The organism is Acidovorax sp. GW821-FHT11A03 (genome assembly GCF_058809075.1).
The window spans coordinates 67,484-88,748 of the sequence record NZ_JBXASG010000009.1 but is presented as its reverse complement, the minus strand read 5'-3'; the positions used below and the strand labels follow the sequence as shown (position 1 = coordinate 88,748).

20 protein-coding genes are annotated in these 21,265 nt (G+C 69.3%); 9 read left to right on the top strand and 11 right to left on the bottom strand.

Going from position 1 to position 21,265, the window contains the following annotated elements:
- Positions 1-4: 4 nt before the first annotated feature.
- The 6 genes from AC1RVY_RS21735 to AC1RVY_RS21710 form a co-directional block, all read right to left on the bottom strand.
- Positions 5-895, bottom strand: coding sequence for a DMT family transporter (locus AC1RVY_RS21735; RefSeq protein WP_218296672.1), 891 nt, complete (start codon positions 893-895; stop codon positions 5-7).
- 218 nt (positions 896-1,113) lie between these two features.
- Positions 1,114-2,409: a DcaP family trimeric outer membrane transporter gene (locus AC1RVY_RS21730; RefSeq protein ID WP_218296673.1), complete on the bottom strand. Its 1,296-nt coding sequence runs from the start codon at positions 2,407-2,409 to the stop codon at positions 1,114-1,116.
- A gap of 46 nt (positions 2,410-2,455) precedes the next feature.
- Positions 2,456-3,202, bottom strand: a complete 747-nt coding sequence (locus AC1RVY_RS21725; protein WP_218296674.1) for an amino acid ABC transporter ATP-binding protein — start codon at positions 3,200-3,202, stop codon at positions 2,456-2,458.
- Entirely contained in the window at positions 3,199-3,981 is a 783-nt protein-coding gene (locus AC1RVY_RS21720) for an amino acid ABC transporter permease (RefSeq protein ID WP_218296675.1), read from the bottom strand. Before AC1RVY_RS21720 ends, AC1RVY_RS21725 begins: the two co-directional genes overlap by 4 nt.
- Before the next feature lie 34 nt (positions 3,982-4,015).
- Positions 4,016-4,780, bottom strand: a complete 765-nt coding sequence (locus AC1RVY_RS21715; protein WP_218296676.1) for an ABC transporter substrate-binding protein — start codon at positions 4,778-4,780, stop codon at positions 4,016-4,018.
- Positions 4,781-5,144: 364 nt separating this feature from the next.
- Entirely contained in the window at positions 5,145-5,903 is a 759-nt protein-coding gene (locus AC1RVY_RS21710) for a sulfite exporter TauE/SafE family protein (protein WP_056164834.1), read from the bottom strand.
- 365 nt (positions 5,904-6,268) lie between these two features.
- Here AC1RVY_RS21710 and AC1RVY_RS21705 point away from each other — a divergent pair, with 365 nt between their 5' ends.
- Together AC1RVY_RS21705 and AC1RVY_RS21700 are read left to right on the top strand one after the other, a co-directional pair.
- A complete protein-coding gene (locus AC1RVY_RS21705; protein WP_492808111.1) occupies positions 6,269-7,615 on the top strand; it encodes an ammonium transporter in 1,347 nt (448 codons plus the stop codon).
- Positions 7,616-7,788: 173 nt separating this feature from the next.
- Positions 7,789-8,121: a hypothetical protein gene (locus tag AC1RVY_RS21700; protein ID WP_492808110.1), complete on the top strand. Its 333-nt coding sequence runs from the start codon at positions 7,789-7,791 to the stop codon at positions 8,119-8,121.
- A gap of 42 nt (positions 8,122-8,163) precedes the next feature.
- Here AC1RVY_RS21700 and AC1RVY_RS21695 read toward each other — a convergent pair whose 3' ends face one another.
- Positions 8,164-8,514 carry an antibiotic biosynthesis monooxygenase family protein gene (locus tag AC1RVY_RS21695; protein ID WP_369641137.1) on the bottom strand — a complete coding sequence of 117 codons (351 nt, stop codon included), beginning with the start codon at positions 8,512-8,514 and terminating at the stop codon, positions 8,164-8,166.
- A 20-nt stretch (positions 8,515-8,534) separates the two neighbouring features.
- Positions 8,535-10,214, bottom strand: coding sequence for a GMC family oxidoreductase (locus tag AC1RVY_RS21690; protein WP_218339114.1), 1,680 nt, complete (start codon positions 10,212-10,214; stop codon positions 8,535-8,537).
- A gap of 275 nt (positions 10,215-10,489) precedes the next feature.
- On the opposite strand from AC1RVY_RS21690, the gene AC1RVY_RS21685 reads away from it, so the two are divergent.
- The 4 genes from AC1RVY_RS21685 to AC1RVY_RS21670 all read left to right on the top strand — a co-directional run bounded on the left by AC1RVY_RS21685 (position 10,490) and on the right by AC1RVY_RS21670 (position 14,379).
- On the top strand, positions 10,490-11,617 hold the full coding sequence (locus AC1RVY_RS21685) for an MlaE family ABC transporter permease (protein ID WP_218296682.1): 1,128 nt from the start codon (positions 10,490-10,492) through the stop codon (positions 11,615-11,617).
- Between the two features lie 219 nt (positions 11,618-11,836).
- Positions 11,837-12,697: an ABC transporter ATP-binding protein gene (locus tag AC1RVY_RS21680; protein ID WP_369641139.1), complete on the top strand. Its 861-nt coding sequence runs from the start codon at positions 11,837-11,839 to the stop codon at positions 12,695-12,697.
- Positions 12,697-13,662: an MlaD family protein gene (locus AC1RVY_RS21675; RefSeq protein ID WP_218296684.1), complete on the top strand. Its 966-nt coding sequence runs from the start codon at positions 12,697-12,699 to the stop codon at positions 13,660-13,662. Before AC1RVY_RS21680 ends, AC1RVY_RS21675 begins: the two co-directional genes overlap by 1 nt.
- A 9-nt stretch (positions 13,663-13,671) precedes the next feature.
- Positions 13,672-14,379, top strand: a complete 708-nt coding sequence (locus AC1RVY_RS21670; protein ID WP_492808107.1) for an ABC-type transport auxiliary lipoprotein family protein — start codon at positions 13,672-13,674, stop codon at positions 14,377-14,379.
- Between the two features lie 122 nt (positions 14,380-14,501).
- On the opposite strand, the gene AC1RVY_RS21665 is transcribed toward AC1RVY_RS21670, so the two are convergent.
- From AC1RVY_RS21665 to AC1RVY_RS21655, 3 genes are read right to left on the bottom strand one after another with little or no spacing between them, the layout of a single operon-like run.
- Positions 14,502-15,878 (bottom strand): NAD(P)/FAD-dependent oxidoreductase, encoded by a 1,377-nt coding sequence (locus tag AC1RVY_RS21665; protein ID WP_492808105.1) that lies wholly within the window; start codon positions 15,876-15,878, stop codon positions 14,502-14,504.
- A 32-nt stretch (positions 15,879-15,910) separates the two neighbouring features.
- Positions 15,911-17,350 (bottom strand): DUF1501 domain-containing protein, encoded by a 1,440-nt coding sequence (locus AC1RVY_RS21660; RefSeq protein ID WP_369641141.1) that lies wholly within the window; start codon positions 17,348-17,350, stop codon positions 15,911-15,913.
- 35 nt (positions 17,351-17,385) lie between these two features.
- Positions 17,386-19,260 carry a DUF1800 domain-containing protein gene (locus AC1RVY_RS21655; RefSeq protein WP_218339108.1) on the bottom strand — a complete coding sequence of 625 codons (1,875 nt, stop codon included), beginning with the start codon at positions 19,258-19,260 and terminating at the stop codon, positions 17,386-17,388.
- Positions 19,261-19,620: 360 nt separating this feature from the next.
- Between AC1RVY_RS21655 and AC1RVY_RS21650 the strand changes: the two genes are divergently transcribed.
- The 3 genes from AC1RVY_RS21650 (at position 19,621) to AC1RVY_RS21640 (ending at position 21,188) form a co-directional block, all read left to right on the top strand.
- Positions 19,621-19,839 carry a CsbD family protein gene (locus tag AC1RVY_RS21650; protein WP_492254403.1) on the top strand — a complete coding sequence of 73 codons (219 nt, stop codon included), beginning with the start codon at positions 19,621-19,623 and terminating at the stop codon, positions 19,837-19,839.
- Positions 19,840-19,908: 69 nt separating this feature from the next.
- Positions 19,909-20,490: a hypothetical protein gene (locus AC1RVY_RS21645; RefSeq protein WP_492808102.1), complete on the top strand. Its 582-nt coding sequence runs from the start codon at positions 19,909-19,911 to the stop codon at positions 20,488-20,490.
- Positions 20,491-20,660: 170 nt separating this feature from the next.
- A complete protein-coding gene (locus AC1RVY_RS21640) occupies positions 20,661-21,188 on the top strand; it encodes a hemerythrin domain-containing protein (RefSeq protein ID WP_492808100.1) in 528 nt (175 codons plus the stop codon).
- The last annotated feature ends 77 nt before the right edge of the window (positions 21,189-21,265 follow it).

The window sequence follows — 21,265 nt, the reverse complement described above, 5'->3', positions numbered from 1 at the left end:
GCCCTCAGGCCGCCGCCGCCCGCGCTGGCGGTGGCTGAAGCTGGCTGAACACCAGCGCCGCCACGATCAGCGCCGCGCCGCCCAGGCCCGCCCATCCCAGCCGCTCGCCGAGCAGGGCCCAGGCGGTGAGCGCGGCGAACACCGGCTCCAGCCCGAACACGATGGCGCTGCGCATGGCGTCCACCCGCTGCTGGCCCCAGGCCTGCAGCGTGACCACCACCACGCTGGCCAGCAGGCCCAGGTACAGCAGCGCCACCCAGGCATCGGCGGGCAACTGCGCGGCGGTGTGCAGCCAGCCCATGCCGCCGCCCTGGCCCAGCAGCATGAACGTGGAAGCCAGTGCCATGACGGTCGCCTGCGCGGCCGCCATGCGCGTGGCCCGCGGCGGGCTTGCCGCCGTGCGGCGCGCGCACTCCTCCAGCGCCAGGATGTAGATGGCGTAGAACACCGTGCTCGCCAGCGTCAGCGTATCGCCCAGGTTCCAGGGCTCGTTCTCGTGGAACATCAGCGCCATGCCCGTGCAGGCCAGGGCGCACGCCGCCCACAGCGGCCAGCCGTAGCGGCGCCCCAGCGCCGCCATCGCAATCAATGGCACCACCAGCACATTGAGCCCGGTCACGAAGGCATTGCGGTTGCTGCTGGTGCGCGCCAGCCCCTCGATCTGCAGCCAGAACGCGAGGAACAGCAGGACCCCCAGCGCGCAGCCCCACCGCCGCTCGTGGCGCCGCATGCCCCACCACAGCGGGGCCAGCACCACCAGGGCGATCACGAACCGCAGCCAGATGATCTGCAGTGCATCAAGGTGCGCGGACAACAGCTTCATGGCGGGGAAGGTGGTGCCCCACACCACGGTCACCACCAGCAGGGCAATCAGGCCCAGACGTTCGGGTTTCATAGGCTCCAAAACAAGAAAGGGCTGGTCGGTGCCCCGGCCAGCCACTCGCAAAAGATTCCTTGCCGCGCATTGCGCACGGCGCACGGCCGTCGCTCAGGCGCAGCCCCAGGCCAGTGCCACCGTGGAACTGGCTCTGCCAGGCCACCGGTGGCGCCCCCCTCCCTTGGCGCGCAGCGCGTAGAGAGAGGGGTGAAGGCGCGCAGCGCCTCAGGGGGGTGTCAATTAAAAAGATAGCGTGCCTGCAGGTTCAGGCGCAGCATCTCGCCCTGCTGGCCGTCGAACGTCGTGCGGCGGCCGCCGATCAGCTCGCCGCCCAGCTCCACGTTCTTGATGGGCAGGTAGTACATGCCGGCATGCCACTGGTACAGCTTGTGGTTGCCTTCGGCGCCGTAGGCGTCCACATAGGCGTCGCCCAGCTTGTGGCGCGAGCGGACCATGCCCAGCGACACGGTGCCGCGCAGCTTCTCGCTGAACACGTTGGACAGGCCCAGCACCACGCCGTGCGACTTGTCCAGGCGCACGGTGCCGCCGTCCAGCACGGGGTAGTTGGTGCCCACCAGGTAGGCGCCGTCGCCGTCGCCGTCCAGGCGCGTGTACTGCGCCATCAGCGTGGTGGTGCCGGTGATCTTGTAGCCCGCGCCCAGGCCGAAGCCGGTGCCGCGCTTGCCGATGCCGTCCACGCGCTGCTCGTGCGAGAGCAGGCGGGCGTTGATGTTGCCCCAGTCGAAGGCCTTGTCCACGCGGGCCACGAAGTTCAGGCTCTTGGCGCCGTCGGTGGGCTCTTCCACCGCGAACTGGAACTTGGCCAGGTCCGGGTTGTTGTAGGTGTAGCGCACCTGGGCCGGGCGGCGGAAGGTGGCGCCGGGCGGGCCGTTGAAGTCCACGGTCTCGGGCAGGTTGTCCACGTCCATGAAGGTCGACCAGGTCTGGCCGATCAGCCAGCCGGCGTACTCGCCGTAGGCGTGGCGCAGGCGCAGGCGGTTGCGGTTGCACTCGGCGCCGCAGTAGGCGTAGAAGTCGGCCTCGATCTTGGTGTTGAAGGTTCCGATGGAGGTGGGCGTGGAGGTCTCGAAGCCGAAGCGCGAGGTCTGCGCCGTCAGGCTGCTCTTGCCGTGGCGGCTGTCGCCCAGGGGCTGCTCCATCAGGTTGGTGAAGGTGTCGCCGGGCGCCGTGCCCTTGAAGTCCTTGACCATGTTGGCCTCGGCAAAGCCGTACACGCGGATCGAGGTCTCGCTGCCCGGCAGGCGGAAGCTGCCCGGAATGTCGCCCAGCACCACGGCGTCCTTCTGCTTGAGTTCCACGGCCTCGATGCGGTCGTTCCAGGCCGATGCCGACGCGGCGGGCGCGGCAGGCGCCTGGGCCTGCTGGGCCTTGAGCTGGTTGAGCTCGGCGCGCAGGGCCTTGAGCTCGTTGCGCATCTCTTCGAAGTCCTTGGCGGACTGCGCGAACGCGGCGGGGGGCAGGCTGCACAGGCCGGCGGCCAGCAGGGCGAGGAACGTGGGGTTCAGTTTCATGGTCACTCCGGTAGGGGCTGGTAATGGCATTGCATGGGCCTGGATCTCAGGCGCTCATGCGGCCGATGAAGGCGCGGATTCGGTCGTTGGCGGGGTTGTTGAAGAATTCGGCGGGCGTGGCGTCGTGGGCGATGCGCCCCTGGTCGAAGAACATCACGCGGTCGGCCACCTCGCGGGCGAAGCCCATCTCGTGGGTCACCACGATCATGGTCATGCCGCCACGGGCCAGCTCGCGCATCACGTCGAGCACCTCCTGCACCATCTCCGGGTCCAGGGCCGAGGTGGGCTCGTCGAACAGCATCACCTGCGGCTGCATCGCCAGCGCGCGGGCGATGGCCACGCGCTGCTGCTGGCCGCCCGACAGCTGCCAGGGGTACTTGTGCGCGTGGTCCTGCATGCCCACGCGGCGCAGCAAGGCCATCGCCTGCTCGTTCGCCTGGGCCCGCGGCGTGCGGCGGATGCGGCGGGGCGCCAGGGTCACGTTGTCCAGCACGCTCATGTGGCCGAACAGGTTGAACTGCTGGAACACCATGCCGACCTCGCTGCGCTGCTTTTGCAGCGTGGCCAGGTCGTCGGTGACTTCCTCGCCGCCGATGGTGATGCGGCCGGAGTCATGGGGTTCGAGCCGGTTGATGGCGCGCAGCAGCGTGCTCTTGCCGGAGCCCGAGGCGCCGATGATCACGGTGACCTCGCCGGTGTTGAACACGGTGGACACATCGCGCAGCACCTGGTGGGCGCCGAACGACTTGCAGACCCGGTCCACCACGATGAAGGGTGTGGCCTGGCGTGTCATTGGTTGCGGCCTTCCACGTCGAAGCGGTATTCCACCGCGTTCGAGATCTGCGTGACCAGGGTGGTCAGCAGCAGGTAGGTGATGGCCACGGTGGACAGCGTGGCAATGGGCTGGAACGTGGCGGACTGGATGCGGTTGCCCACGTTGGTCAGCTCCACCACGCCGATGGCGTAGGCCAGCGACGAGTCCTTGAGCAGCGCCACGAAGTTGCTGACCAGCGGCGGCAGCGATATCTTGAAGGCCTGTGGAAACACCACGTCCAGGAACACATGCATGCGGCCCAGGCCCAGGGCCTTGGCGGCCTCGGTCTGGCCGCGCGGCACGGCCAGCAGGCCGGCGCGAATGGCCTCGGCGTTGTAGGCGCCCACGTTCAGGCCCAGCGCCAGCACGGCGGCCGCGAAGTCGGGCAGGTTCAGGCCCGGCACCAGCACCGGCAGCGCGAAGTACACGAACAGGATCTGCACCAGCAGCGGCGTGCCGCGGATGACCCAGATGTAGAAGCTGGCCACCCAGCGCACGGCGGCAAAGCGCGCGGTGCGGGCGAGCGCGGCGGCGGTTCCCAGCACCAGCCCGACGCTGCCGCTGATCAGCGTGAGCCACAGGGTGGTGCGCGCGCCGTCGGAGAACGCCTGGGCGTTGGGGCCGATGGGCTCGGGCAGGAAGGACAGCAGCTTGCCGAGCAGTGCCAGCACCAGCACCATCAGGATGACGGCCGAGACGAGCGTGGCGTTGCTGCGCTGCTGGCGGCTCCAGCGCTGCGGCCAAAAGGCGGTGAGCATGAAAAAGACCCCTGTGACTACAAGCGGGTCGTGCTTACTGGCAGCGGACGTCTTCGTTGAAATACTTCTTGGACAGCGCGGCATAGCTGCCGTCGGCCATGACTTCGGCCAGCGCCTTGTTCCAGCCGGCGGCCAGCGAGCTGTTGCCCTTGGCCACGGCGGCGGCGATGCGCTCGATGAACAGCATGTCGCCGAGCTTGAAGCCGGCGCCGGGGTTCTTCTCTGCCACGGCCTTGGCCACGAAGCGGTCGGTCACCCAGGCGTCCACGCGGCGCGAGTTCAGCGCGCTGCGGGCATCCACGTCGGTGGGGAAGTTCTTCATTTCCTTGATGGACGAGACCTTCTGCACGTTTTCGAGGTAGCTCGTGCCGGTCTGCACGGCCACCACCTTGCCCGCCAGGTCCTTGGCGCTCTTGATGGCGGGGTCCATGGCGATGATCATGCCGCCCGAGCAGTAGTGCGGGTCGGTGAAGGTGACGGCCTTGGCGCGCTCTTCGGTGATGCCGTGCGAGGCGATCACCAGGTCCCAGCGGTCCTGGCGCAGGCCGGTGAGCAGCGCATCGAAGCCCAGAGTCTTCCACTGGATCGCGAGGCCCATCTTCTTGGCCACCAGTTCGGCCGTCTCCACCTCGAAGCCGGTCAGCGTGGTGCCGTTGAAGAAATTGAACGGAGCGAACTGCCCCTCGGTCGCGATGAGGATCTTGCCGTCCTTCTTGACCTCGTCCAGCGTGCGGGCCTGGGCAGAAGCGAAAGCGGCGCAGAGCGCGAGGGCGGTGGCAACAGCCTTGAACAATTTCATGGGATGGGTCCTGTCGGGGGTATTTCAGGTACAAAAAATCCGGCATGCGGGTAGCAGGCCGGAGGCTGGTGGATCGGATGCACAGGCATCGCGAAACGCGAAGCCTGCCGTCATCAAGTAGTAACGATTATAAATATGCGAATTTTTTCCTTGGGCCTGCGGACAACCCTCAAAGCCCCGTTGTGTGCCAATTCACAACAGGTTTAGAGCGGCGTCCCCAACCGGACGCAGGGGCTGGGCCCGCGGTTGCAGTGCGCGGTCTGCACTACCGGCGCGCCCCAGCCCAGTGCCCCCGCGCAAGTGCCGCCCCGCCGCGCTGGGGGCGTCCCCCTCCAGGGGGCGGCGCCGAAGGCGACTCAGGGGGTTACCGAAGAAATGCGTCGTAGCCGGTCTTGAGGATCAGCGTGCTCACCACCACGATGAAGATGCCGCGCACAAAGCCCGTGCCGTGCTTGAGCGCCAGGTGCGTGCCCAGCAGGCTGCCCACCACGTTGGCCACCGCCAGCGTCACCGCGAAGTGCCACCACACGTGGCCCTTGGCCGCGAACAGTGCGATGGCGGCAAAGTTGGTCGCGCAGTTGAGCAGTTTGGCCGACGCCGATGCGTTGAGGAAGTCATACCCCAGCAGCCGCACGAACAAAAAGACGAAGAAGCTGCCGGTGCCGGGGCCGAAGAACCCGTCGTAGAAACCGATCAGCACGCCGATCAGGCTGGCGGCCACCACCTCCGTGCGGCCGCTGTAGCGCGGCGTGTGGTGCCGCCCCAGCTCCTTCTTGGCCAGGGTGTAGGCCAGCACACCCAGCAGCACCAGCGGCAGCAGCTTGCGCAGAAAGTCCGCCGACATCACCGTCACGGCCCACGCGCCGGCGAAAGATCCCGCGAACCCCGCGGCGGCCGCGGGCAGCATGGCGTGCCACCGCACCTGCACGCGCCGGCTGTACTGCCAGGTGGCCATGGCCGTGCCCCACACCGACGCGGCCTTGTTGGTGCCCAGCAGCGTGGCCGGCGGCGCCGCCGGAAAAGCCGCGAACAGCGCCGGCACCATCACCAGCCCCCCTCCGCCCACGATCGCGTCCACAAACCCTGCCAGCAGCGAGGCCAGGGTGATAAAAATCCATTCCATCGCTGGATTGTCGCACCCGGTGCGCTATCAATTCAGGAGTCATCGGTGCGCCCGTCGAGGCCGCACACGCTGCGAGCAGGCAAGAAAAAGGCGCTGGGATCGCCAGCGCCTGGAAAGGGTCTGCACCTCGTTGGGTGCTTTGAATATGTTTATTGGTAGAAAGTGTCTCCTCGGGCCCCTCGCTTGGCACACCGAAGCGCGCTCTCGAGTGCCGCAACTGTAACGGCCGCACCCCTGTGGTGCATTGGGGGTTTCCCGACCCCTTTCCGGGGCATGGGGCTGGGGCACCCCCTGCATCTCCCTGGCATTTTCTGCTGGCATGGCTCGTGCAACCTGCTTGTAACAATTTGCGATAAGGAGCCTTCATGCGGGGAACTGTGCACCGGATTGTGGCGTGGGTGGTCTTGACCTTGGGGCTGTGTGCGGCTGCGCTCGCGCAGGGCACGCCGCCGGACGCAGTGCCTGCGCCCGTGCGGCCCATGCTGGTGGCCCAGGACACGATCAGCGCTGCGCACACCGGCTGGATGATGACCTCGACCGCGCTGGTCCTGCTGATGACGCTGCCGGGCGTGGCGCTGTTCTATGCGGGCATGGTGCGCAAGAAGAACGTGCTCAACACCATGGCCAGCGTGGTGGCGGTGGCGGCGCTGGTCAGTCTGTGGTGGTTCGCGGCAGGCTACTCGCTGGCCTTCACGCCCGGCAGCCCGTGGCTGGGCGGGTGGGACCGGGCGGGCTTTGCCGGGCTGGACTTCGATCTCGCGGGCGGCAAGCTCGCGGTGAGCCATGTGGCGCCGCACATCCCCGAGTCGGTGTACGCGATGTTCCAGCTCACCTTCGCCATCATCACCGCCGCGCTGCTGGTGGGGGCGCTGGTCGAGCGCATGCGGTTTTCTGCGCTGCTCATCTTCACCAGCCTGTGGACCCTGGTGGTCTATGCGCCGGTGGCGCACTGGGTGTGGGAGCCCGGCGGCTGGCTCGCGAAGATGGGCGCGCTCGACTTTGCGGGCGGCTCGGTGGTGCACGTCAACGCGGGCGTCGCGGGGCTCGTCTGCGCGTGGTTCCTGGGGCGGCGCACGGGGTACGGGCGCGAGCCTTTCGAGCCCTACAACCTGGGGCTCACCATGGCGGGCGCCGGCATGCTGTGGGTGGGCTGGTTCGGCTTCAACGCGGGCTCGGCCGTGGCGGCCGATGGCCGGGCGGGCCTGGCCATGGCGGTCACGCACCTGGCCGCCGCCGCTGGTGCGCTGTCCTGGATGCTGGGCGAGTGGGTGGTGCGCGGGCGCCCTTCGCTGCTGGGGCTGTGCTCGGGTCTGGTCGCGGGGCTCGTGGCGATCACGCCCGCCGCAGGCTTCGTCACGCTGCGCTCGGCGGTGGTGATTGGCCTGGTGGCCGGGCTGGCATGCTACTGGGGCGCCACGGGGCTCAAGCGCCTGCTGCGTGCCGACGATTCGCTGGATGTGTTTGGCGTGCATGGCATTGGCGGCATCGTGGGCTCGCTGCTCACGGGGGTGCTGGCCAGCAAGACCGTGGGGGGCGTGCAGGGCAGCCTGCTCACCCAGGCCATCGGGGTGGGCGCCGTGATGGCCTACAGCCTGGTGGTGACGGCCGCGCTGCTGTGGATCATCAATTTTGCGATGGGCGTGCGCGTGGATGCGCAGAGCGAGCAGACCGGGCTCGACATCGCCCAGCACCGCGAACACCTGGGCGGCTGAATGAAGCCCGCTCTCCCGAGGCCCTGCGGGCCTTCCCCCGCTCTCGCACCGCCGCGCAATGCGGGCCGGGGGGCGCAGCCAGCGCGGCGGCCCGCGCCTGGGCCGCACCGGTTTCATTCGCCGCGGGTTGTGCGCAGCGCAATGGATGACTGAAATGCAGTAAGGAGCCGACCATGCCCGATTCCGACAAGCTCGCCATTGCCGCCCACCTGCATGTGCTGCTGCGCCGCAAGACGGGGCGCGTGACCGACACCGAGTGGATGGCGGCCAACGCCGAGTACGCGCTGGAGATCGTCCGGTTCGCGCGCCAGCGCGCGCAGGAGGACAACGCGCCCGAACTCACCGAATGGGCGGACCGCCTGGACCAGGCCATCCATGCCGCGCCACCGCCCGCCCCGCGCCGCCCCTTGCTGGATGTGGCCACCCAGGCGGTGCGCCAGCGCATGGCGCCGCCCCCGCCGGAGCCCGCGCCCGAGGTGCCCCGGTATGTCGGGGGAATCCGCTGACCGCGCCGCGGCCGTGGGGCCCGCGCGTGGGCGGGATCCATATCAGTGCGCTGCCGCGCCCTGCACGAACAGGCCCGCCGTGGGCAGCAGCCCGGCCAGCTTGTCGTCGCCATAGGTGCGCAGCACCTGCGCAATCACGACCTGGTAGCCGTTGAGCCACTGCGCTTGCGCCGCCTTGGCCTTCAGGTGGGCGGGGTGCTGCATCAATGCCTGCAGGGCCTCGAGCGACTGCCAGTAGTACACGTTGGACACCAGGCCCTTGCCCGTGTCCTCCCACGATTCCTCGCCCAGGTAGCCGTCGATGGAGCGGGCGGCGGTGGCAATCGCCTCGTCCAGGCGGTGGAAGGCGTCGTCGAACTGTTTGGTGGCGAAGATGAAGGTGGAGGAGTACATGGGCGCGATGGTACCCACGCCTATGCCGTGCGCCGCGCCTGGATGATCCACTCCGCCGCCTTCTCGGCCAGCATCAGGGTGGGCGAGTTGGTGTTACCGCTGGTGATGGTGGGCATGGCCCCCGCATCCACCACCCGCAGGCCCGCAATGCCGCGCACGCGCAGTTGCGAGTCCAGCACGGCCATCGGGTCATCATCCCGCCCCATCTTCGTCGTGCCCACGGGGTGGAAGATGGTGGTGGCGATGTCGCCGGCCAGGCGCGCCAGGTCCTCGTCGCTCTCGAACTGCACGCCGGGCTTCCATTCCTCGGGCCGGTACTTGGCCAGCGCGGGCTGGGCCACGATGCGGCGCGTGACGCGCAGGCTGTCGGCCGCCACCTGGCGGTCTTCGGCGGTGCTCAGGTAGTTGGGCGCGATGGCCGGTGCGGCCTTGAAGTCGGCGTTCTTGATGTTCACCGTGCCCCGGCTCGTGGGGTTGAGGTTGCACACGCTGGCCGTGAAGGCCGGAAAGCTGTGCAGCGGCTCGCCAAACGCGTCGAGCGACAGCGGCTGCACGTGGTACTCGATGTTCGGCCAGGGCTGGTCGGCGCTGCTGCGCGTGAAGGCGCCCAGCTGCGAGGGCGCCATGCTCATGGGACCGCTGCGCTTGGTCGCGTATTCGAGCCCGATCTTGGCCTTGCCCCAGAGCGAGCTGGCCATGGTGTTGAGCGTGGGCACGCCGCCCACCTTGAACACCGCGCGGATCTGCAGATGGTCCTGCAGGTTGGCGCCCACGCCGGGCAGGTCGTGCACCACGTCGATGCCGTGCTGGCGCAGCAGCGCGGAGGGGCCGATGCCCGAGAGCTGCAGCAGCTGCGGCGAGTTGACGGCACCGGCGCTCAGGATGACCTCGCCCGTGGCGCGGGCCGTGACCATCTCATGCCCGTCCCACACCTGCACGCCCGTGCAGCGCTTGCTGCCGTCGGGCTGCGTCTCGATGAGGAGCTTGGCGGCCTGCGCGCTGGTCCACATCTCGAAGTTGGGGCGGCCGTAGCAGGTGGGCCGCAGGAAGGCCTTGGCGGTGTTCCAGCGCCAGCCGCTTTTCTGGTTGACCTCGAAGTAGCCCACGCCCTCGTTGCTGCCGCCGTTGAAATCGTCGGTGGCGGGGATGCCGGCCTGCTGCGCGGCCTGGGCGAAGGCGTCCAGCACGTCCCAGCGCAGGCGCTGCTTTTCCACGCGCCATTCGCCGGAGCTGCCCGTGGCCTTGTTGCCGTGCAGGCGCTTGAAATTTTCATTCACGCCATCGGGCTGGTCCAGGCGCCAGTGGTCCTCGTGGCGGCGGAAGTAGGGCAGGGCGTTCTCCCATCGCCAGCTGGCGTCGCCCGTCAGCTCGGCCCACTGGTCGTAGTCGCGCGCCTGGCCGCGCATGTAGATCATGCCGTTGATGCTGCTGCAGCCGCCCAGCGTCTTGCCGCGCGGGTAGCGCAGGGTGCGGCCGTTCAGGCCCGCGTCGGGCTCGGTGTTGTAGAGCCAGTCGGTGCGCGGGTTGCCGATGCAGTAGAGATAGCCGACGGGGATATGGATCCAGTGGTAGTCGTCCTTGCGGCCTGCTTCGATCAGCAGCACGCGGTGGCGGCCGTCGGCGCTCAGGCGGTTGCACAGCAGGGCGCCGGCGGTGCCTCCGCCGATGATGATGGTGTCAAACGTGGTGTGGTCGCTCATGGGCAGGCGGTGCGGTGCAAGGGTTGGGACGGAGGGCCATTGTGCGGATGGCACCACGCGTGTCGAGAGGGTCAGTGCCTATTGCTACTAAATATGTAGCTTGAAGTGCTTGATGCCAAAGCGCTGGAGGCCTGTTTGATATTAATTTCACGCGGCCCCGGCCGGCCTGTGCTTGGCGGCCCGTGCGGGCGGGCGTAAATCCTACGCGCCGCCTGTGCGTGGCTCCGCTACCATGCACCCTCTCTTTCCCTCTTGGCGGCCGCGCCGCCCAGTCCATGACCGACCACGCACCTCGCATTGTTCGCGCCGACACGCCCCAGGGGGCGAGTGCGCAACTGCATGGGCGCTGGGGCGCGGCCGAACTGGGCACACGGCCGCAGTGGGAGGCGGTCTGCGAGCAGCTGCGCGCCAGCCCCCCCGCGCCCGGGCTGGGCTGGGACCTGACGCAGCTGCAGTGGCTGGACCACGTGGGCGCGCAGCTGGTGTGGAACCACTGGCAGCGGGCCTGGCCGGCGCAACTGGCCTGTACCGACGGCCAGCGCGACATGCTGGAGCGCGTGGCGGAGTTCACCACGGCCACCCCGCCGGCCCGGGAGCCCTGGCGCCTGGCCGAGCAGGCGGACCACCTGGGCGTGCTGGTGCTGCACGGCCTCAGCCATGCGCGGCACATGCTCGAAATGGTGGGGCAGCTGCTGCTCGACCTGGGCCGCCTGGCGCGCGCGCCGCGCCGGGGGCCGTGGCGCGACGTGTCGGGCCACCTGTACCGCATGGGCGCCACGGCGCTGCCCATCACGGCGCTGGTGGGATTTCTGATCGGCGTGGTGCTGGCCTACCTGATGAGCCTGCAGCTGCGCCAGTTCGGGGCCGAGTCGTTCATCGTCAACATCCTGGGCATCTCGCTCATCCGCGAGCTGGGCCCCATGCTGGCGGCCATCCTGGTGGCGGGGCGCTCGGGCTCGGCCATCACCGCGCAGATCGGCGTGATGCGCGTGACCGAGGAGCTCGATGCCATGCGCGTCATGGGCATCCCGCACGGCTTTCGGCTGGTGATGCCGCGCACGCTGGCGCTGGCGCTGGCCATGCCGCTCATCAGCGTGTGGACCACGCTGGCCGCGCTGGCCGGGGGCATGCTGGCGGCCGACATCTCCATGGACATATCGCCCGCGTATTTCGTGCAGGCGCTGCCCGCGGCGGTGAAGGTGGGCAACCTGGGGCTCGCCATGGCCAAGTCGGTGGTGTTCGGCGCCTTCATCGCGCTCATCGGCTGCCACTGGGGGCTGCGCGTGAAACCCAACACCCAGAGCCTGGGCGAGGGCACCACGGCCTCGGTGGTCACGTCGATCACCATGGTCATCATCGTGGACGCCTTGTTCGCGGTGGCCTTCAAGAACATCGGAATATGAAGATGAGGTGGCTTCCCCCTGAGCGGCTTCGCCGCTTCCCCCTTCTCCCGAACTGCTGCGCAGCTCGGGAAGGGGGACGCCGCCAGCACCCGCATGTGAAGCCCCCCCTGAGCCGCTTCGCGTCTTCCCCCCAAGGGGGGACGCCACCCGTGGCCTGGCAAAGCCAGTTCCACGGTGGCACGGGTATTGCGCCGCGCCAGTTTCTACCGGAGCGTGGCCATGGCTGAGCGCATCGCCAAGCCCGAGCACATCGCAGTCGCGCCGGGCGAGCCGCCCATCGTGGACGTGCAGGGCCTGTGGACGGTGTTCGGCAAGGGCGACGAAGCCTTCACCGTGCACCAGGACCTGAACTTCACCGTGCAGCGCGGCGAGATGCTGTCGCTGGTGGGGGGCTCGGGCACGGGCAAGACGGTACTGCTGCGCCAGATCCTGGGGCTGGCCAGGCCGGCGCGCGGCACGGTCACGGTGCTGGGGCGGCCGGCGTCCGAGATGGGGCGCGAGGGCGCGGCCAGCCGCGTGGGCATGCTGTTCCAGCACGGCGCGCTGTTCTCGGCCTTCAACGTGCTCGACAACGTGGCCTTCGCGCTGCGCGAGCAGGGCACCCTGCCCGACGACCTGGTGCGCGATGCCGCGCTGGTCAAGCTGCAGATGGTGGGCCTCAAGCCCGAGCACGCCAGCCGCATGCCGGCCGACCTGTCGGGCGGCATGGTCAAGCGCGTGGCGCTGGCGCGCGCGCTCATCATGGACCCGCCGCTGCTGCTGCTCGACGAACCCACCGCCGGGCTGGATCCGAGCAGCTCCGACGATTTCTGCGCGCTGCTGCGCGAGCTGCGCGCCGCGCTCGGGCTCACGGTGGTCATGGTCACGCACGATCTGGACACGCTGTTCGCGCTCAGCACCCGCGTGGCCGTGCTGGCCGACAAGAAGGTCATCGTCACCGGCCCGCCGCACGAGGTCGCGCATTTCAGGCACCCCTTCATCGAGCACTTCTTCATGGGCGAACGCGGCCAGCGCGCCATGGCCCCGGTACCGGCGGCGGCGCGGCCGGCCGCCTCCCCGCCAGACAAGGAACATCCCTGATGGAAAACAAATCACACGCCCTCGCCGCAGGCATCTTCGTGCTGGTGGTGGCCGCCATGCTGGCGGGCCTGGCCATCTGGCTCACGCGCGACAACGCCAACTACGAGCAGTACGAGCTGTCCACCAAGGACGGCGTGAGCGGCCTGCAGCCCCAGGCCACCGTCCGCTACAAGGGCGTGGCCGTGGGCAAGGTCACGCGCATCGGATTCGACCCCCAGGTCACCGGCAACGTGCTGATCCGCATCGCCGTCAACGAACAGGCGCCCATCAGCCCCACCACCTTCGCCGTGCTGGGCTACCAGGGCGTCACGGGCCTGGCCCATGTGCAGCTGGACGACGCCGACAAGCCCTATCCCGAACTGCCGCCCGGCCCCAGCGGGCTGCCCCGCCTACCGCTCAAGCCCTCGCCGTTTGGCAAGCTCGCCGAGCAGGCGCCGGCCATCCTGGCGCAGGTGGAGGAGGCCACGCGCCGCATCAACCAGCTGCTGGGCGACACCAACCAGCAAAAGCTCACCGAAGCCCTCGCCAACATCGGCCAGGCCGCGGGCAGCGTCAACACCCTGACCCAGCGGCTCGATGCCACCGTCGCGCAGCGGCTGGACCCGGCCCTGGCCGCGCTGCCGCCGCTGGCCAGCGACGCGCGCAAGACGCTGCAGTCGCTGCAGCAGGCCGGCGCCAGCGTGACGTCCCTGGCTGCCGACGTCAGCAAGACCACCCAGCGCCTGGGCGCGGAGGGCGGCCCCATCGACCAGATCACCATCGGCACGCAGTCCCTCGCCCGCGCGGCCGACCAGTTCGGCGCCTCCACGCTGCCGCGCCTGAACCGCGCCGCCGACGACACGTCGCGCGCGGCCCGCCAGCTCGGCCGCACGGCGGGCGGCGTCACCGACAACCCGCAGCTGTTCATCTATGGGTCCGGCCGCATACCGCCCGGCCCCGGCGAGCCCGGCTTTGCGGCACCGTGAGGAGTGTTCATGAAAAGTACTATTAAAAACATAGCTGCCGGCGCCTTCCAGAAAAGCGCTGGCGGCCTGCTGGGCGGCATGGTTCTGGTGGTGGTGATCGGCCTGGCCGGCTGCTCGGCCCTGCCCAGCCCGCCCTCGCGCCCCGTGCTGTACGACTTTGGCCCCGGCCCGGTGGCCCCGGCGCCGGCCGACCGCCGGGCACCGCTGCAGCCCCTGGCCCTGGCCGACGTGGAGGCGCCCGGCCTGCCCGAGGGCAGCAATGCCGTGCTCTACCGCCTGGGCTATGCCGACGCCCAGCAGCTGCGCCCCTACAGCCAGGCCCGCTGGAGTCAGCCCCCCGCCCAGCTGCTGCAGCAGCGGCTGCGCGAGCAGCTGGGCCAGCGGCGCGCCATCCTCAAGGCCGACGACGGTGCGGCCCAGGCGCGCGACGCCAGCCAGGGCGGCCGGCTGCCCCCGGTGCTGCGCGTGGAGCTGGAGGAATTCAGCCATCTCTTCGCCAGCCCCACCGAAAGCGCTGGCGTGGTGCGCCTGCGTGCCACGGTGGTGGAGCTGACGCTGGCGGGCGAGTCGCTGCGCGGCCAGCGTGTGTTCATCGTGCGCACCCCGGCGCCCAGCGCCGACGCGGCCGGCGGCGTGAAGGCCCTGGCGGAGGCCTCCACACAGGTCGCCCAGGAGCTGGCGGACTGGCTGGAACAGGTGACGCGGCGCACGAACTGAGCTGCCGGGGGCACCACCGGTCCCCGCCCGTGCGCCCTCTCGCGGCGCGCGCGCTCCCGGGCCCCCCGCGCCATCCGCTCGCGGCAGCGGCGTTCGCCGCGCGGTGTGGTGCCTGGCCCGCGTCAGGACCGCGGGGGCGGCGGGGCCGTGCCCGGCTCGATCCCCGTCACCACACGCGCATACCGTGCAAAGCTCCAGTACGCCCAGGCCCAGTCGAGCAGCACCACCAGCCGGTTGCGGAAGCCGATCAGGAAATACACGTGCGCAAACAGCCAGAACAGCCAGGCAAAGTAGCCCGAGAACCGCACCGGCCCCGCGGGCGAGGTGAGGTCCACCACGGCGGAGTTGCGGCCGATGGTGGCGAGGTTGCCGTAGTCGCGGTAGCGAAACGCTTGCGTGGCCTGGCCGCGCAGGCGGCGCAGGATGTTGGCGGCCGCCGCGCGGCCCATCTGCTTGGCGCCGGGCGAGACGCCGGGCACCGGCCGGGGAGGCTGGCCGGGCGCGTGGCTCTGGGCGGCGGCAAGGTCGCCGATCACGCTGATCTCCGGGTGGCCGGGCAGCGTGAGGTCGGGCGCCACGACCACGCGGCCCGCGCGGTCGATCGTGCAGCCGGTGGCCTCGGCCAGATGGCGGCCCAGCGGGGAGGCCGCCACCCCGGCCGCCCAGATGATGCATTTGCTCTTGATTTGATAGCTGACTGCGCTTGATGAGCTGGCGTCAGGGGGCGATTCGACCCTCAGGCCGTCACCGTCGATGGTGGTGACGCGGGCCTGCAGGCGCACTTCCACGCCCAGTTTTTCCAGCTGCTCCCTGGCGCGCTGGCTCAGTGCTTCCGGCATGGCCTGCAGCACCCGCGTGCCGCCTTCGAGCAGGATGATCCTGGCGCTGGCCGGGTCGATGTGGCGGAATTCGCCCGGCAGCGTGTGGCGCGCGATCTCGGCCAGGGTGCCCGCCATCTCCACGCCGGTGGGCCCGGCGCCCACGACCACGAAGTTGAGCCAGTCGGCGCGGCGGACGGGGTCGGGCTCCTTCTCGGCGGCCTCGAAGGCCAGCAGGATGCGGCGGCGGATCTCGAAGGCATCGTCCAGCGTCTTGAGCCCGGGCGCGTGCGTGGCCCACGCATCCTGGCCGAAGTAGCTGTGCGTCGCGCCGGCCGCGACGATGAGATGGTCGTACGGCAGGGGGGCGGAGGGATGGGGGCCGTCCTTCAGATACACGGTGCGCGCCGCCACGTCGATGTGCGTGACCTCCCCGAGCAAGGTGGTGGCGTTGGGCTGCTGGCGGAACAGGTGGCGGATGGGGGCCGCGATGGCGGGGGCCGACAGACCGGCGGTGGCCACCTGGTACAGCAGCGGCTGGAAGAGGTGGTGGTTGGTCTTGTCGACCAGGGTGATGTCCACGGCCGCACCGCGCAGCGCCCGGGCGGCTTCCAGGCCGCCGAAGCCGCAGCCGATGATGACGACGCGGGGGCGGGACGAAGGGGTGGAGGCTGGGGTCATGCCCCCATTATTGGGGCACCGCCCGCGCCGCTTCAGGGAGGGCCCATGAACCCCATGTCCACCGGATAGTCGGGCCGGCCGGCGGCGGCGCCGAAGTGCGTGATGTTGGGCAGCACGCCGGCCATTTCGCTGTCGGCCACGCCAAACCACCTGGCCAGGGTGGCCGCGTACTGGTCCACCGAGGTGGTGGGCAGCAGGCGGCCCTGGCCCACGTGCCACTGGTCCTCGGGGGCCGCGGTGTTGGTGATGCTCACGGGCGGTGCGCTGCCGTAGAACGCCTTGCCCTTGACGGCGCCGCCCACCACCAGGTGGTGGCTGCCCCAGCCGTGGTCCGAGCCGTCGCCGTTGGAGCTCAGCGTGCGGCCGAAGTCCGACGCGGTGAACGCGGTCACCTTGTCGGCCACGCCCAGTTCCACCGTGGCGCTGTGGAAGGCGGTCAGGGCGTCGCTCACGCGCTGCATCAGCAAGGGCTGCTGCGAGATCAGGTTGTCGTGCAGGTCGAACCCGCCCAGCGACACCATGAACACCTGGCGCTTGCTGCCCAGCGCGTTGCGCGAGCCGATGAGGCGGGCCACCATCTTGAGCTGGTCGGCCAGCGAATTGTTGGCGGGGAACGGCGTGCCCAGCGTGGTGCCGGCCAGCGCGCCGGTGATCTGGCTTTCGGACGTGACCGCGCGGGTGGTCACGCGGGTGTACTCGTTCTCCAGCGTGTGCGCGCTGGGCTGCTGGATGAGCGCCGACAGCGCGCCGCGCACCGCGCTGGACCCGTAGACATTGTTCTTCACGCCGTTGATGGCCACGGCGCCGTTCGTGCTGACCTGGTATTGCAGGGCCGAGTCGCCCGAGAGGAACACCGCGTTGCCGGTGACGGCGATGCAGGTGAACAGCGAGTTGCCGTTGGACGAGAGCGCCAGGTCGCCGATGTTGCCGCCCCAGCCCACGGTGGAGCCCTCGGGCGAGGACGACTGCCACACCGACTGCTGGTCGTTGTGCGAGAACAGCTTGGGCGGGACGGGGTAGGCCTTGCGGTCGGGGCTGTTGTACTGCGCGCGCGTCAGGGGCACGACCAGCGGGCCGACGTTCAGCTGCACGGCGGCCTTGCCGCTGTTGAACAGGCCCGCCAGCCCGGTCATGGCGGGGTGCAGCGCGTATTGGCGCCCGTCGGGCAGCGGCGTGGAGGGGTTGAGCAGCGTGGGCGTGAGCGAGGCCTTGGGCAGCGCGATGCTGCCGCGGATGGCGCTGTAGCGGCCGTGGCTGGCGTCGTCGTAGGTGACCACGGTGTTGGCGTAGTCGTTGCCGCCATAGAGGAACACGCAGACCAGGGCCTTGTAGTCGTTGGCCGCGAAGGCGGCTGCCTCGCCCATCGCGGCGAGGTTCATCGCGAAGGGCAGGGCCGTGCCCGCCAGGCCCAGCTGGGTGGAGCGGCGCAGGAACGCGCGGCGGGTGTGGAGTTCGGGTTGAAGCAGGTGCATGGCGTGGCTTCTCGGGTGCGGTCCGGGCTTGTTGCTTATTTCTGGATGAGGTACTCGGCCGAGGCCATGACCAGGAAGACGGCGGCCGCCACGCGGTCGCGCCGGACGTTGTCCGCGCTGGCCGCGGTGACGTTGGTGGCCTTGAGCGCATCGGTGATGAGCTTGACGGTGCCGGCCGAGAGCTGGCCCGCGCACATGAGCAGGTTGATGCGCGCGACGAGCGCGTCCGCGTCGGCGACCAGCGCCAGTTCCTGCGCGTAGCTGGCCTTCAGGTCGAAGCCGTTGTTGGCGGTGCTGGCGTTGTGGGGCAGCTCCGGCGCGTTCACGAAGATGCCGTTGCGGATCACGCCCTGCATGAAGTTGAGGTAGCCGCCCACGCTGCTTTCGTTGACCAGCTGGAACTCGGGCGCCACCGCGCCATTGGCCGCCAGCGCGGTGGACGGCGGGATGTAGCCAGGCCGAAAGAAGTTGAACACCGAGGGCGAGCGCAGCGGGCTTTGCCCCAGCCGCGAGCCCGGGTCGCTGAAGTTGCCGATCTTCCAGCTGCCCTGGGCCGACTCCAGCCCGAAGGTGCGGCCCCACTGGACAAAGCGCAGCATGGGCTCGCGCAGCTTGCCAAACCCGGGCTGGGCGAGGCCGGCGGGCGCGCGCGCCTCGTCGTCGAGCAGGATGGCGCGGACCACCGCGCGCATGTCGCCGCGCACGCCGGCACCGTTGTTGTTGAAGGCGGCGGTCACGCGCGCCACGTAGGCGGGCGAGGGGTTGCTGGTGACCAGCCGCTGGATGAGCTGCTTGCCGATGAACGGGCCCACGTTGGGGTGGTTGAACAGGGTGTCCAGCGCCGTCTTGAGGGCCGCCGCGCCCGGCGTGTTGGCCGGGATGGTGGTGCCCAGGAAGGAGGCCGCCAGCGTGGAATGGCGCGACTCGGTGAGCGCCATCGGCAGGCGCGCGAAGGTGGTGCCGGGCACGACGCGCGTGGTTCCCGGCACGGTGGTCGGCGTGTTCTGCGACTGGTCGTAGTCGTAGCCGGTGAACACGCGCGCCAGGTTGGTCACGTCGCTTTGCGTGTAGCTGTCGATGGGCTTGCCCGCGCTGTCGCGCTGGGGCGTGCCATCGGGGTTGAGCAGCACCAGGCCGATCGACATGAGCTGCATCACCTCGCGCGCGTAGTTCTCGTCGGGCTGTCGGCCGGTGGCGGCGTTTTCCTTCTGGTTGCCGCGCGTATTGAGGTAGTAGCCCATGGCCGCGTTGAGCGTCACGTCCTGCAGCAGGTTGCGGTAGTTGCCGAACGCGTTGGCCACCAGCTGGTCCCAGTACCACGCGAGGGCATGGCTGCGCCAGCTCAGGTCCAGGCCCGAGAGCGACACCACGCAGATCTCCGACAGCGCGAGCGCCACCCGCTTGCGCACCCCGTCGCTGGACTGCAGGAGCTGGTGCCAGATCATGTAGTCGCCCGGGTAGGTGTTGTCGTAGTAGGCCGTGTCCTTGTTGACGTCGGCGTAGCCGCGCTGGTTCAGCCAGTCCCAGCCGCTCAGCGACGGGGGGGCGCTGAACTGGCTCTCCAGCCAGCTGGCGTAGGTGGTGGAGCGCAGGGCGGCGATGTCCGCGGTGGAGGCGGAGAACTGGGCCTGCAGCAGGAAGCGCGCGGCCTCCGCGTCCGTCAGCGGCGCCGTGTGGGTTGCGCCGGGCAGCGCGGAACCGGCGCCCGGGCTGGCTGTCGTGCCTTCTTCCCCGCCACCTCCGCCACCGCCGCAGGCCGCCAGCGCCGCGGATGCGGCCAGCCCGGCCAGCAGGGGAAGGGGGTTCTTCGTGTCTTGGGAAGAAACGGCGGCCGGCGCGGGGTGGCGCGGGCTGTCTTGTGCCTCGCCCGCAGTCTGCGTTGCGGGAGGCGCCTCGGAGGTGGTGTGCATGGATCGTGGGGGGTGAAGGTGCGCGTTCAAAACCAGCGCATTTCAGGACTTCACCACATGCCGTTGCGGCGTGGAAACACAAGCGTTACCAAACGAAACAGCTTGCTGGGAAGGGGCCGCGCGTAACAGTGGAGCAGTGATGGCAAATTGCAACACTTTGTTGGCCGCTGGCGAGGGGCGCCGCCCTCGCCGCCGCGCCCTGTCCTTCAGCCGCCGTAGTCCTGTGCTGACGCGTGCTGCGTGGCATGGCCTACGGTCCCCGCGGCAAATCATTTCTAGAGTCAATCCCATCGCATCACGCACCTGTTCCACGCATTCCGGGTGGATGGCTGACGCGAAATCTTTTCGAGGATGCACGCCATGAATGAAGACACCGTCAAGGGCAACTGGAAGCAGTTCAAGGGAAAAATGATCGAGCAGTGGGGCAAGCTCACGAATGACGATTTCGACGTTATCGACGGCAAGCGCGAACAGTTCCTGGGCAAGCTGCAGGAACGCCAGGGCATCGCCCGCGACGCGGCCGAGAAGCAGCTCAGCGACTGGCAGGCCCGCCACCCCGATTTCCGCTTCAACGACTGAGGCCACGGCCCCTTCGTTTCCCGGCCCCTCCCTTCCTATTTCTATCCATTACCGATCGAGGAGAAACCCATGAAATTCACCCGCACCCTGATGGCTTCTGTCGCAGCCGGCCTGCTGGCCACTTCCGCCTTCGCGCTGACGGACGCCGAATACAAGGCTGGCAAGGAACGCATTTCCGCCGACTACAAGGCCAGCAAGCAAAAGTGCGATGGCCTGCAAGGCAACGCCAAGGACATCTGTGTGAAGGAGGCCAAGGGCGCCGAGGACGTGGCCAAGGCCGAGCTCGACGCGCAGCACAAGCCCAGCCCCAAGGCCACCCGCAAGGTCGCCGACGCGCGGGCGGATGCGGCCTACGGCGTCGCCAAGGAAAAGTGCGACGACCTCAAGGGCAATGACAAGGACGTGTGCGAGAAGGATGCGAAGGCAGCCCGCGTGAAGGCCAAGGAAGATGCCAAGGTGGCCGAGGCCCAGGCCAAGCCTGCGGACAACGCCGCCGAGAAGAACGCGGCGGTGGCCGAGGCCCGCAAGGATGCCAACGCCGAAAAGAACGATGCCGCCTACAAGGCCGCCAAGGAGCGCTGCGACGCGATGTCCGGCGACCTGAAGTCCAAGTGCGTGGATGACATGAAGCGCATGTACGGCAAGAGCTGAGCGCGCAGGGCCCCGGCCCGCGCCCACCCAGGAGCCCCGCCCCGTGCGGGGCTTTTTTCATGGGATGGCCGCGGCCCTGGGGCGGAACCCTGACCTGCATCAATATGCGGGCCGCCGCGAAAAACTAACCTCGCTCCCCTGTCTTTGACCTGGTGCACAAGGGGATTTGCATGGCTCAACTCGAATGGTCCGACGCCCTGGCCCTGGACCTGGCCCTGATGGACGACACCCACCGTGAGTTCGTCGACCTGCTGGCCGCCGTCGATGGCGCGGACGACGCGCGCCTGCTGGCTGCCTGGCAGGCGCTGGTGGAGCACACCGACCACCATTTCGCGCAGGAGGACGCCTGGATGGCCTCCACGCGCTTCGCATCGGGCAACTGCCACAGCATGCAGCACCGGGTGGTGCTGCAGGTGATGCGTGAAGGCACCGCGCGTGCGCAGCAGGGCGACCTCGCGGTGCTGCGGGTGATGGCCAGCGAACTGGCCCTGTGGTTTCCGCAGCATGCGCAGAGCATGGATGCCGCGCTGGCCCTGCACTTGCGCCGCGTGGGATTCGACCCCATCTCGGGCGTGGTGCACGCCCCCGGGGCGCTGCCGGGCGAGCTGATCCACGGATGCGGCGGTGCGACCTGCTCGGAGGACGCCGGGGCTCCATCGCCCGCCGCCGCCTGCGCACCGCGGGAAGCGGTGGCCTGACCTTTCTCCCACCTGCCGGTGCGCCAGGCCCGGCCAGCCGCAATGGCCGGGGTGGGTAATGTGCTTCTGTTTTTATA